19 protein-coding genes are annotated in these 12346 nt (G+C 27.4%); 14 read left to right on the forward strand and 5 right to left on the reverse strand.

Translation table 11 applies throughout. The features are described from left to right. Window positions 1–412 precede the first annotated feature (412 nt). From L8X24_RS01070 to L8X24_RS01090, 5 genes are all read left to right on the forward strand, one after another. Window positions 413–691 carry a hypothetical protein gene (locus L8X24_RS01070; protein WP_012661579.1) on the forward strand — a complete coding sequence of 93 codons (279 nt, stop codon included), beginning with the start codon at window positions 413–415 and terminating at the stop codon, window positions 689–691. Then, on the forward strand, window positions 688–1038 hold the full coding sequence (locus L8X24_RS01075; protein ID WP_066006913.1) for an HNH endonuclease: 351 nt from the start codon (window positions 688–690) through the stop codon (window positions 1036–1038). The genes L8X24_RS01070 and L8X24_RS01075 overlap by 4 nt, the downstream gene beginning before the upstream one ends. Before the next feature lie 244 nt (window positions 1039–1282). Then, window positions 1283–1918, forward strand: coding sequence for a P27 family phage terminase small subunit (locus tag L8X24_RS01080; RefSeq protein ID WP_214098811.1), 636 nt, complete (start codon window positions 1283–1285; stop codon window positions 1916–1918). Continuing rightward, on the forward strand, window positions 1911–3542 hold the full coding sequence (locus L8X24_RS01085) for a terminase large subunit (protein ID WP_263663250.1): 1632 nt from the start codon (window positions 1911–1913) through the stop codon (window positions 3540–3542). Before L8X24_RS01080 ends, L8X24_RS01085 begins: the two co-directional genes overlap by 8 nt. Window positions 3543–3646: 104 nt before the next feature. After that, window positions 3647–4459, forward strand: a complete 813-nt coding sequence (locus L8X24_RS01090) for a DNA adenine methylase (protein WP_263663251.1) — start codon at window positions 3647–3649, stop codon at window positions 4457–4459. Window positions 4460–4494: 35 nt separating this feature from the next. Here L8X24_RS01090 and L8X24_RS01095 read toward each other — a convergent pair whose 3' ends face one another. From L8X24_RS01095 to L8X24_RS01110, 4 genes are all read right to left on the reverse strand, one after another. Then, entirely contained in the window at window positions 4495–4782 is a 288-nt protein-coding gene (locus L8X24_RS01095) for an ankyrin repeat domain-containing protein (protein ID WP_263663252.1), read from the reverse strand. Window positions 4783–4847: 65 nt separating this feature from the next. Continuing rightward, entirely contained in the window at window positions 4848–5042 is a 195-nt protein-coding gene (locus L8X24_RS01100; protein WP_318529555.1) for a hypothetical protein, read from the reverse strand. Between the two features lie 16 nt (window positions 5043–5058). Further along, window positions 5059–5379 carry a hypothetical protein gene (locus L8X24_RS01105; protein ID WP_263663253.1) on the reverse strand — a complete coding sequence of 107 codons (321 nt, stop codon included), beginning with the start codon at window positions 5377–5379 and terminating at the stop codon, window positions 5059–5061. 57 nt (window positions 5380–5436) lie between these two features. Continuing rightward, window positions 5437–6066: a helix-turn-helix transcriptional regulator gene (locus L8X24_RS01110; RefSeq protein ID WP_263663254.1), complete on the reverse strand. Its 630-nt coding sequence runs from the start codon at window positions 6064–6066 to the stop codon at window positions 5437–5439. Between the two features lie 328 nt (window positions 6067–6394). Between L8X24_RS01110 and L8X24_RS01115 the strand changes: the two genes are divergently transcribed. The 9 genes from L8X24_RS01115 to L8X24_RS01155 all read left to right on the forward strand — a co-directional run bounded on the left by L8X24_RS01115 (window position 6395) and on the right by L8X24_RS01155 (window position 12011). Further along, window positions 6395–7387 carry a hypothetical protein gene (locus L8X24_RS01115; RefSeq protein WP_263663255.1) on the forward strand — a complete coding sequence of 331 codons (993 nt, stop codon included), beginning with the start codon at window positions 6395–6397 and terminating at the stop codon, window positions 7385–7387. Beyond that, window positions 7374–7685 (forward strand): hypothetical protein, encoded by a 312-nt coding sequence (locus L8X24_RS01120; protein ID WP_263663256.1) that lies wholly within the window; start codon window positions 7374–7376, stop codon window positions 7683–7685. Before L8X24_RS01115 ends, L8X24_RS01120 begins: the two co-directional genes overlap by 14 nt. A gap of 3 nt (window positions 7686–7688) precedes the next feature. After that, window positions 7689–8042 carry a hypothetical protein gene (locus tag L8X24_RS01125; protein WP_263663257.1) on the forward strand — a complete coding sequence of 118 codons (354 nt, stop codon included), beginning with the start codon at window positions 7689–7691 and terminating at the stop codon, window positions 8040–8042. Between the two features lie 231 nt (window positions 8043–8273). After that, the gene (locus L8X24_RS01130) at window positions 8274–9443 is read left to right on the forward strand and encodes a phage portal protein (protein ID WP_263663258.1); all 1170 of its coding nucleotides are present in this window, start codon (window positions 8274–8276) and stop codon (window positions 9441–9443) included. Beyond that, window positions 9431–9955 carry an HK97 gp10 family phage protein gene (locus L8X24_RS01135; RefSeq protein ID WP_263663259.1) on the forward strand — a complete coding sequence of 175 codons (525 nt, stop codon included), beginning with the start codon at window positions 9431–9433 and terminating at the stop codon, window positions 9953–9955. The genes L8X24_RS01130 and L8X24_RS01135 overlap by 13 nt, the downstream gene beginning before the upstream one ends. After that, window positions 9956–10306, forward strand: coding sequence for a hypothetical protein (locus L8X24_RS01140; RefSeq protein WP_257942466.1), 351 nt, complete (start codon window positions 9956–9958; stop codon window positions 10304–10306). Between the two features lie 63 nt (window positions 10307–10369). Continuing rightward, window positions 10370–11344 (forward strand): hypothetical protein, encoded by a 975-nt coding sequence (locus L8X24_RS01145; RefSeq protein WP_257942467.1) that lies wholly within the window; start codon window positions 10370–10372, stop codon window positions 11342–11344. Beyond that, on the forward strand, window positions 11341–11712 hold the full coding sequence (locus tag L8X24_RS01150) for a DNA repair protein (RefSeq protein WP_214098817.1): 372 nt from the start codon (window positions 11341–11343) through the stop codon (window positions 11710–11712). The genes L8X24_RS01145 and L8X24_RS01150 overlap by 4 nt, the downstream gene beginning before the upstream one ends. An 80-nt stretch (window positions 11713–11792) precedes the next feature. Continuing rightward, complete coding sequence (locus tag L8X24_RS01155) at window positions 11793–12011, forward strand: hypothetical protein (RefSeq protein ID WP_214126405.1); 219 nt, start codon at window positions 11793–11795, stop codon at window positions 12009–12011. Here L8X24_RS01155 and L8X24_RS01160 read toward each other — a convergent pair. Then, window positions 12003–12326, reverse strand: coding sequence for a hypothetical protein (locus L8X24_RS01160; RefSeq protein WP_139493090.1), 324 nt, complete (start codon window positions 12324–12326; stop codon window positions 12003–12005). The genes L8X24_RS01155 and L8X24_RS01160 overlap by 9 nt on opposite strands. Window positions 12327–12346 lie beyond the last annotated feature (20 nt).

The raw sequence follows: 12346 nt of genomic DNA on the forward strand, positions 1-12346 counted from the left end.
CCCGAGGTCAGCTACTAAAAAATTTCATTTGATATCTATTTTTAGATATATTTTATTCTATTAGTAACCCACTGAGTAACCCATTACTTTACAATTCAATATATGCACAGCAACAGTTTCTTTTAATCCGATTAAAGTCAATATTAGTATATTTTTTATATTTCCGATTAAAATTAATACGATGTCGACTAATGCTCCGATTAAAAGCCATATGTTTAATAAGAGCAATAGCTTTTATTTGGTTGTTTATTGCGGAGAAAAGATATAAATACTTTTTGCTATTTAGTATCTTAGTAAGAGCAAATAACATTCCAAACTTATGTATTTTTTATTTTTGTGTGAAATTATGATAAAATACAAAATATAAGGAACTTCACTTATTTTTTTGCTTTAATTTGATAAGAGTAGAAAAATGTTTAAAAATGAAATAATTAATAATGCTGTACCTGCAAAGATTTTTATAAATAATCTTGGATTATATGATAATTTTCATAGAAATGTTAATGATATTAAAAGTGGTTTTAAAGTTAAAAGAGTTGGTGGAAATTTCTTTATTTTGCTACCTGAATGGTTTATGAAGATAATTGAAGCTGGCTATAGTTGTTATGCTATTAAGGCTTATGATGATTTTGAATATGAATTTAAAGTATCGCTTACAAAGAAAACCGAAATAGGTTTTTATAAAAGATGAATACGTATAAATTTTGCAAATGCGGAAAGAAGATACTCTCGCATTTGAGTAAGTGTTCTGAGTGTAAGATAACAACTGTTAGAAATCAAAATAAACACTATGATGCTTTCAAAAGAGATAGAGATAGCTCTAGTTTTTATCATAGTGTAGAGTGGAAGAAATTACGTTCTAGTTTTATTAATGACAATCCATTTTGTTTTAAATGTGGAAGATTTGCAAAAATTGTTGATCATGTTATCCCTATAAGACAAGGTGGAGAAAAACTAAATGTAACAAATTTGCAAAGCTTATGTATGACTTGTCACAATAAAAAAACCAAAGAAGAATTAAAAGGGGTAGGGGGTTAAATCTCTATAAAATCAATATTCTGGTCACCGACCGGCTAGTAGCGAAAAAATGCGAGCTATTTTTTTTTATTGCGTGTGTAATTGACTAACTAATTAACCAATAAATACCAAGTTTAAAATATGAATAATTGGGGCTTGTGTTTTAATTTCTTTTGCATGTTTTCCTTATATTTAACGCCCAATTAACTAATACGCACTTTAACGCCTTATGTTTTGTGTAAAATCACTAAAAAGAAAGGTGTTAATGCAAAAAGAATTTTTAAGTTGTGATGAGGTTTTGCAAATACTAAATATTAATTCTAAAGAGTATTTGAGTAGATATTTAAAGAAAAATGGAGTTAAGGTTTTAAGAGGAAAAGCTAAACCTTACCCAAAAGAAGAAATACTAAAGTTAGCTAAAAAAAGACAAGATGACAATCACCATAACTCAAAGCAAAATGAAATAGCACTTTTTATAGATGAAAGTATTATAAAAGAAAAACCAAAAAACAAGCAAATTGTTAAAAACAAAGAAATAAGTGAAATTAGCTTAAATTTTCAAACAATAGAACAAGAATTGGCTCAAAAAGTAAAAAACGACTTAATTAATTTAGGAATTTATGATGATCTTGAAGATGATATTATTAAAGTATATGCTAAAAATCTTATTTTACTAGAATGCTCAAGCAAAGAGGTAGAGAAAAAAGGTTTTTGCACTACAAGTGATAAAGGAGTGCAGATTATCACTCCCGAGCTAGTTGCTTTTAACTCTCTAACTAAAAATGTAATAGGCTTGGCTAAAATTTTAGGCATAGGCGCTCCAAGTAGAACAAGAGTAAATCCAAAAGAGAAAAAAGAAAGCTCTCCTTTTGATGTTTTATTGGAGAAAGAAGATGAATGATATCGAGTTAAGATCTAGAGAAGATATTTTAAATTATGCTAAAAAATATATCAAAATAAAAAACGAAGAATTTCAAAATTCTCCATTTTATATAGATGAAAAAATAGCCTTAAACGCAGTTGTTTTTGTATCTTTATTAAAACATACCGATGGAGAATTAGCAGGAAAGCCATTTGCTCTTTTAAATTTTCAAATAGAGTTTATAATAGACATTATTGCTACATATTCAAAAGAAAAAAATGCTAGGAGGTATTCTTATGCATTATTATTTATTCCGCGAAAAAACGGCAAAACAGAGCTTATAGGAGCTATTTTGCTTTACTTTCTTTTTGTGGATAAAGAAAAAGGAAAGAAAATATATTGTGCTGCAAATGAAACTGAACAAGCAAAGTTAGTTTTTAATGCAGCTTCATCTATGATAAGTCAAGAAAAGCATTTGAATGATATGTGCTATCAATATAAGACTTATAGGGAAATTCGTAAAAAAAATACAAAGTTTGAAGATTTTATAAAGGTTTTGACAGCTACTAGTGAAACTAAAGATGGATTAAGACCTTATGTTTTTATTTACGATGAGCTTCATGCTGCAAAAGATGGAAAATTATACAAGGTCTTAGAAGAAGGAACGGCAAGTCGTTCTAATTCTCTTTGTATAGTAATATCGACAGCAGGTTATAACCAAAATTCAGAGATGAAAAAACAATATGATTATTGTAAAAAGGTTGCTTGTGGTATTATAAATGATCCTTCTACATACTCTAAAATTTACGAACCAAATGAAGATGATGATTGGCATGATGAAAAAGTGTGGGCTAAAGTAAATCCTGCTTTAGGGTATGGAGTTAAGATAGAAAAATTAAGAGAATATTTTGAAAAAGCAAAATCAAATGCAAACGATGAGGTTAGTTTTAAGACAAAGCATTTAAACATATGGACTTCAAATGCTGGTGCTTTTGTAAAAGATGATGATTTTATGAAGTGTAATCTTGGAAAAATAAATTTAACTTCTGATGTTTTTATGGGAATAGATCTTTCAGCTACGACAGATTTGACTGCACTAGCTATAATCTGCGAAATTGATAAAATTTTACATGTTGATTTTAAATTTTATGCACCTAGACTGTGCGCTGAGCAAAGAAGTAGAAGAGATAAGGTTCCATATTTAGAATGGGCTAGGCTTGGATATCTGACTTTAACACCAGGTAATAGTGTAGATTATGATATATTGATAGAAGATATTATTTGTTTTAGTAAAACACTTAATATCAAAATGATAGGTTATGATCCTTGGAATAGCACTGAAGTAGCCAAAAAACTTAGTGAAGAAAACTTAGAATGCGTACAAATTAGACAAGGTTTTGCAAGTATAAGCGAACCGCTAAAAGAGTATCAAATAAGAGTATTAAAACAAACTATAAACCACAATGCAAATCCTATTTTTAGATGGTGTAATAATAATTTGGTAATAGATAAAGATGCAAGAGAAAATATAAAACCTGATAAGAAAAAATCAAGCGAAAGAATAGATGCAATTTCAGCTTTAGTAACTGCCATAGCGACTAAAAATACCTTTGCAAAACCTCAAGAAAGTGTTTATGAAAAACGGGGTATTAGGAGCTTGTAAGCATTAGGAAAGCCATAAGCTCTCCTTTCTAAAAACTAGCAAAAGCATTATAACCCTCTTTTTAGAAGCTAGCTAATTAAATTTTATTTTAAAAGGAATTTGTTATGAACACTATAAACAAATTTCTAAAAACTAGCACACAAACTAAACCTACACAAACTAAATTAAAAGCTGCATTTGCTTGGGTGGGTGGTAAAAACTATTTAGCTAAAGAAATCATTGCTTTAATGCCAGAGCATAAAACTTATATAGAAGTTTTTGGTGGAGCTTTGAGTGTTTTTTATCAAAAAAGTCCTTCAAAAATAGAAGTTATTAATGATATAAATAACGAGCTTATTAATCTACATCTTTGTATTAGAAATAAACCACAAAGCTTAGCAAATATGCTTAATTCTATGTTAGTAAGTAGAAAGATATTTGCAATGATAAAAAATAAAGAAATAAAGCCAAGGAATGATATAGAAAGAGCTGCTTTTTATTTTTATCTCATTAGTGCTTCTTTTGGATCAAGCATGGGTCAATTTGCTATGAGCAAACAAAGAGCGCCAAAAAGATTGCTTAGAGATTTTAGCTTGCACACACAAAGGCTTAAACATGCTAGTATTGAGAATAAAAGCTTTGAATATATTTTAAAAGAATATGATTACAATGAAGCTTTGTTTTATTTAGATCCACCTTATGTGGGGACTGAAAATTATTATAAAAACACTAATGGTTTTGGAATAAAAGAGCATAAACTATTAAATGAGTTATTAAAAAACATCAAGGGTAAATTTATGCTTTCTTATAATGATTGTGAGCTTGTAAGAGAACTTTATAAAGATTTTAATTTTAAGGAGTTAAAAGTAAGATATTCTTTAAATAACAATGTTTTAAAAAGAAAAGAGAGCAAGGAGGTTTTAATAATGAACTTTTAAGAATAAAGTTAAGAGAATATTTTTAATATTCTCTTTTACTTAAGCATAGAAGCTAAAAAATCTAAAGCTTCTTTTCTAAAATTTTCTTTGCATTCTTCTAGATAATCTTTTTCTAAAATAGCTCCGTATTTTAATAAGAGTAAAATAGCTCCAAAATTATTATGATTAATAGCATAAAACATAGGTTGTTCGCCCATACATTCTTTTGTGGCACTCATACCGTTTTTAAGATACTCTAATACAACATCATTGTTGCCATTGCAAATTGCATTTACAAATCTTTTGCCAATACCTTGTCTTATATCTGATATTATTCTATTCATCTTATCTCCCTTTGTTTTGATAAGACAACATTAGCTTGGCTTAGCTGAATGTGTGCTGTTGTAAATTATATTGTTTTAACCCAGCTTGATACGACATTTAATAAGTGATTATAGTCTTTACTTGTAGCTTCTTTAAAAAACTCATCTCTAATATCTTTGTGTATTTTAGCTTTTTTTAAAGCACTATCAACTCTAGCTAAAATTGAAAAAGCATTACCATCTTCTCCGATTAATTTAACTTTTATATTTGGATATTTTATACTCATTTTTAACCCCTTAAAATTCACAAAAAGTGCTTTTTAATTCATATCTTTGTTTTTTGCTATTATATTGAACTACAAATTTCCTACCTATAATATATCTTTCAAATAAAGGCACTTGTATAATGGTTTTATCTTCATTTATTTCAAGTATTTTTGCAATAGAGTAAGAGTTTATACCCATATTATAAATAGTCATAAGCTCTAAGATATTATCTCTTGCTAGATAATCTTTTTCTTTTAAAAGTCTTTTATACAAAAATTTAAATTCATCTTCTAAATCCTGCATAATTTTTTCTTTTAATTCTTCATCAGTATAGTTTTTAATCTCTTTCATTTTTTCTCCTTTTGTTGATTAAGCACACAATAGCTTGGCTTAGCTTATTGTGTGCTGTCATATTTTAGAAAGCTCTCCAACTACCACACCAACTAATAAAAAATCTCCATTTTTATAAAATATGTCTTTATATAAAGGGTTTAAAGAGTGTAAAATTACTCCATTATCTTGTTTTAAAACTTGTTTGATAAAAAGTCCATCTTTAGTATTGACCACACAAATGCTTTTGTTTTTAAAAGTTTTATTTCTATCTATTACGCAAATACTTCTATCTTTGATAATTGGCTCCATACTCTCACCATAGCAAGTAATAAACTCACAATCTTTTGTTTTAAAAAAATCTAATATCTTTTGATCTATTAATATGTTTTCAAAATCTAAAATATCATTAATACCACCTCCACCTAAGCTAGCATTGGTTTTATATAGTTTTAAAATTTTATATTTGTATTCACATTCTAATTGATCTTTTGGAGAGCTTCCATAAAAGAAGTAATTAATACTGATATTTCTTTTTTCTAAGAAATTTAAAATATGTGCGTAAGGAATAGAGTTTCTAAATTTCATAGAATTAAATGTATCAGGATTGATTCCCAATTCTTTAGCTATATCTTTTGTTTTTAATTCACACTTGCCTTCACTTGCAAGTATATCTTTTAACTTCTCGATTACTTCTTGCATTTGCATAATCAATCCTTTTATTTTAATTTAAAAGAATTTAACAAAAAATTGCAAAAAGCAATGAAAAGATTTTATTTTGAAAGGTTAATTTTCAGTCGCTAATTAACATTTTCTATTTATATAATCTTTTATATATTTTTTAGGAGATTTAAATAATATAACCATATTTTAACAACAGCTTATTAAAGATAATTTCACTTCGAATATGATGGATAATTAATATAATTTTATTTTAATTAATGATATAATAATTTACATGAGGAAAGTTTATAGTTTAAAAAAATATTGTTATTATTGCAATGTCATTAGGGCAAAATATCAAGTAAAAAAATATTTGAAAAATAAAAATAAGAAAAAAACAATAAGAAATAGTCTTTGTAAAAAAAACAAGCTATTTGAATATCAATCATTAGAACTTAATAAAAAAGATATAAACAAAATCATAAGTGATACTATAAAACTTTCAAAAAATCCAAAAGATTTTGTGATCAGTTTTAGAAAATTAGTAAAATTTGATTTAGGATTATGTCTAATTTTTACGAGCCTTTTAGAATATTTTAGTAAAACAAAAGAGATTAATTTTTACTTCAAAAAGTATTTAATGCCTAGAGATAAAAATATAAGAAATATGTTTATTCAAACTGGTATTTTTCAAATTTTATGTAATAAATCTGCTCCAGATCAAAAAGGTAAAATGTGTATTTTAAAAGTTTCTATCAATAATCAAGAAGAATTAAAGCAAATTCTTTTGAAAATTTCTAAAGAAATAATAGAGTTTTCTCTCAAAAAAATTAATATTTCTGACAACACTTATATGAAGAAACATTTAAATAAAATATTTGATGAGCTTTTGCTTAATGTGCAATCTCATGCTGATACTAATGAGTTAATATATTTAGCTGGTGAAATTCAAGAAGATGTGATAAAATTTGCAATTTTAGATAAAGGAATAGGTTTTGCTGGTTCTATTGAAAAGCGTAGTAAATTAACGGATAAATTTTTAGATAGATTAAAACGCCATAATGGAAATTATGTAAAAGTTATATTTGAATCTAATATTGAAAGACATAGAAGCTACTCTGGAGAAAATATTAGAAGGGGTAATGGAACAAAAAGATTGGAAGAGAGTATAAAAAAATGTAAAGGAGCAAAAATGCAAATTATATCTAAACAAGATTTTTATGAACTATATTATGATGAGAAAAGTATAACAAAATATAGTTCAAATAACTATAAGGTTGAAAAACATGGAGCAATTGGAACATTGGTAAGTTTTGAATTGCCTATAAAAGAACTTTTAAATAGGAGCTTAAATGATAATATTTAATTTTGAAAAAGAATATACATCAACACCTTACGCAAGAAATATAGAACACGATAAAGAAAAAAATGGTGAAGATTTTGAGAAAAATTATCTCTCAAAATGGATTGATGAAAAACAAGAAACTTTAATTAAGGTTGATAATCTTGAATTGCCGTTTTCTGATTCTTTTGTTGATGCAAGTTTTTGTAAATTAATTCGTCAAAACAAGGAGTTGTTTTATAAATATATTAAAATAGATGATAAGACAGATGACGAAAAAGACTTACTTAATACAATTAAAGAAGTATTAGCAAGGAAATAAATTATGATGGATTTTATAACAAATCTTGGTTATTCTTTAGGCGGAATAATAGGTGGTTGGCTTGTTACTCATTTTTATCATAAAAAAAACGAAAAAGAACAGCATGAACAACAAATTAAAGATAAATTAGAAAGTTTATGCGAGGAAATAAGGTATGCTTATAAGTCAAAAGGAGATAAACGAAAATCAAAACTTCAAGATATCTCATTTATAAGCGTTAAGATTCAAAGAAAATTATTAGGTCCTTTAGTTATGGATCTACAAGATATCCTTTATAAAAATTTAGATAGTAAAGAACAAACAATTTCTGAAGTGCTTCAAATATTTAAAAAACATTACCCTAAATACTTTGATTGAGTATTTTGGGTATTTTCTTTACTATCACACTCTTATCATTTTAATCCTTTGGGTGTTGAAAAACTTAAATTGTTAAAATTAGATGTGAAAATTATATAAATAATTTTAAATAAGCATAAAAAAATAGTAAGTATTTTATAATCTGTAATGTAAGATTTTTTATTTTTATATTAAATACGATTTCTAACGCCTCAAAGTTTTTTTAAAATACTTAAAAAAACGAGGCTTTGAATGCTAGATAAAATAAAATCATTTTTTAAAACACAAAAAAGAAATCAAGATTATCATACCTTAGAGTTCCTTTCAGAAGAAAAGGTAAATTCTGATGAGCTTTCTGCTGTAATTGCAGCTATATCAAACATAAGCGAAACTATAGCTTCTTTGCCATTAAATCTATACAAAAAAGAAAAAAATGGCTCTGTGTTAGCCATTAATCATCCTTTGTTTAATCTTATAAAAATTGCACCAAATGAAACCATGACACCATTTACACTTATAGAAGCTTTTATGGTGCAAATGCTTATTTATGGAAATGGTTTTTTATATCCTATGCGAAAAAGAAATGGGCAAATTTGCTCCATAGAACTTATAGAAAACAAAGATATTTCATTGTTTAAACAAAGTGGAAAATACTTTTATAGTGCATACTCTAGCAATGGCAGTGTTGTTTTAAGCTATGATGAAATAGTCAATGTTCCATACCACACAAAAGATGGTGTCAATGGAATAGCACCTTTAAGAAAAAGTAAAACCACAGCAAAGTTAGCTACAGCCATAGAACAACATGGGCTTAGCTTTTTTCAAAATGGTGCTTTTACAAGTGGTGTTATTACTGTTCCAAATGAGCTTAGTGATCAAGCATATGATAGATTGAAAAAATCATTTAAAGAAAACTATAGTCAAAAGAAAGCTTACAACATATCCATTTTAGAAAGTGGCTCTACATTTACTCAAACTACAAGCGCAAATAAAGATAGTCAATTTATAGAAAGCAAACAATTTCAGATTATAGAAATTGCAAGATTATTTAACATACCCCCGCATAAGCTAGGAGATCTTTCTAGAGCAACATTTTCTAACATAGAACAACAAGAAACAAACTACATGGTTCAAACAATCACGCCTCTTACTACAAAAATAGAACAAGCATTTAATCGCTTTTTGCTTACTAAAAGCGAATGGGGAAAATATTATTTTAAATTTAATATCAACGCTATTTTAAGAGCCGATAGTGCTTCAAGATGGGAAAGCTATACAAAAGCTTTAAACAATGGAGTTATGAGTATTAATGAGGTTAGGGCATTAGAGGAGATGAACCCAATTAGCAATGGAAATGAACATCTTATAGCATTAAATTTAGGAAAGTTAAATGCACTAAAGGATGAGGTTTGGGAGAAATAGAAGTAGAAGGTCTTGTAGAATTAATGAAAGATTTAAACACACTGAGTAATTCATCATTATCAAAAGCTGCTAGAAAAGGCGCTATGAGTGTAAGCAAGGAAATAGCTAAGGTTTATAAAAAAACAGCACCTAAAGAAAGTGGTCTTTTAAGATCAAGTGTTAGGGCTGTTACAAGTAGAAATTTAGAAAAAGGTGTTTATAGGGCAGCTGCTGTTGTATTTAAAAAGAAAAAAGTAAGCCAAAAAAGATATGAAAAACTAAAAGGTTTTAAAAAATGGACTTTAGAGAAAAAGAATAAAAAGAAAAATAAAATAGAGTATTTTTCTAGTGCTTATTATGCACATTTTTTAGAGCATGGATTTTGGCATAGAGGAGGAAAAAACAAAAAAGGTAAAACAAGTTTTGCAAAAGGATATAAAACTATGGAAAATGCTACAAAAAAAATAGAACCAAAGGTAGATATTTTAGTTCAAAACGAATTAGAAAAAGAATTAAAAAAATTAGGGTTTTAAATGAAAATGTACAAAGAATTTTTAGTCCGCTTTCTACAAAATTTAGAAAATGAATTAAAACTAGATATTTATCCTATAAAAGCAACTATAGAAAGTAAAGAAAATTTTATAGTTTATGAAATAAGCAATGAAGAAATAGTTTTAAGTATTGATAATAAATTATTAGTAAAAGAAATAGAAATATCCCTTACCATATATAGCAAAAAGTATCAAAAGTTAAGAAATATAAAAGAAGATTTGGAAAATTTATTGTTTAGTATAGATAAAAAGCCAACAGATATACTCATAGCCGGAGAAGATGAAGAAAATGGTTTTTTTCAAAGTAATATGTTTTTGACTTTTAAATTTTAATACGCTTTCTAACGCCTCAAAGTTTTCTTAAAATCTATTTGTATTTTATTGCAAGGAGAACCAATGCCAAAAGAAAAAATAATTTCAGAAGCACCAGATGTTCAAGGTCTTAGAGTATTAGTTTTATCTCGTGCTATGGAAACAGCTGGATCTACACCAGTACAAGCAGGTTTTTTAACTAGCATTTCAGGACTTAAAGGAGGAAGTAGGGAAAGTCAAAAATTAAGCCCAATTAATGACAGAGATTATGAAGAAATAAATGCAGTAGGTAAAAAAACAAGTGCCACTGTGAATATGTCTTTGCTTTATAAATTTGTAAAAGATGGAAAAACGCAAGATTTTGAAGGTGTAAATTATCTTGAAAAGGCTTTTGAAGAAAATGAAGAAGTTTTTATTATTGTTGAGGTTAATGATGAAAGAAAAACAACTTTAAAAATCAAAATGAAAATAACGGGTTTTGAAGTTACCAGCGAAGCTAATAATAAATTTAGCGCAAATATTACAGCAGAAAAAATAGGAGAAGCAAAAGATATTACTCCTTTTAGATTTGAAGAAGGAGATAATATAGAGCATACTAGCGATGCGTTAAATGTAGGTGATGTTTATGCGGATAAAAAATCAAAAACGATCTATTACTATCCAAATCCAAGCACACTAAAAACGCCACAAACTAATGATGAAAGACTTGTATATATCTTTGATAGCGTTAGGGGTGTGTGTCCATATGCTAATAAGCAGATTTTTAATGAAAGTAAAGAATTTATAGATAGTGAGCAAGAACATGAGGATAAATGGGTAAAAGAAGATAATGAAAACATCATTCATGAAATCAAAAATGAGCCAACTCAAGGTCAAACCTATGAAGAATTAAAAGGCAAGACAATTTATTTTTATCCAAATCCTTTATCTCTTACATATCCAGCAAATAAAGATATAAGAAAAAAATACACATGCGATGGAAGCAGTGGTGTGGCTTCATCTGCCACTGAAGAAGAATTCAACATTAACAAATTTACACAAAAAGGAAGAAAAAAATGAATTTAAAAGATTTTTTACAAAACAATTCTCTTAAAACAAAGGAAATTAATATTGATGGCATTGATGAAAAAATAACCATAAAACAACTTTCTATGTTAGAGCAATATGAGCTTATGAAAAATCATAAAATAGAGTTTAAAAAAGATAGTAAAGATGGTGATGATATTAATGAAATCAATATAGAAGCCATAAGCAACAACTCTAATTTTAGAACCGAAGTTGTCTTAAAAGGACTTGTAGAGCCAAGATTAAGCAAAAAAGAAATTACACAGCTTAATCAAGCTGCACTCGCTGTTATTTCTAAAATAGCTGATGAAATTTTAACCTTTAGTGTAGAAGTCCCAAAGCAAGAGAGCAAGGGCGATTAAAATATCGCCTAGCCCTTGCATTAGGAAAAACAATAGGCGAACTAGAACAAAGCATTACCCAGGCAGAATTTAATGAGTGGATGGAGTTTTTGTCTAATGAGCCTTTAGCTTGCGATAGAAATGAAATACAAATTAGTATTTTGCTTAGTATGATTGCATCTTTTATGGGAGTTAAAAACAAATGTGAAGATTTTTTACTAAGTGAGCATTTGAAGCCATCAATTAAGCAAAGTGCTAATACAAATCAAAATATAGATTTAAAAAAATTAGGTTTAGATTTTTTAGAACTTTTAGGATAATAAACTATGATCAATCTCCACGATAAATTCTTTTTCATTTGGGTTTTCTTGCAAAATTTGACAAAACTGAACTTTTATATCGTGATTAAAAAGATTGTTTTTTATACCAAATTGCATAGCTTTTGCACTAAGCAGAACAATTTGGGGTTTGTTTTCTTTAAGAAAAATATCAACAGCTTTAGTAAAGCTAGCAAGTTCCTCATCAATAATCTTTTCTTGAAATTCTTTTTTACTCTTAGTTTTAGCCATAAAAAACACCACAAGCAAAAACAGCAAAGTTATAAAAGTAAGTGGCTCATAAGAGTAAAAAAACATTCTAATACCTTTTTTTGTTT

The organism is Campylobacter sp. CNRCH_2015_0814 (assembly GCF_025772765.1).
In the GTDB taxonomy this organism is placed as follows: domain Bacteria; phylum Campylobacterota; class Campylobacteria; order Campylobacterales; family Campylobacteraceae; genus Campylobacter_D.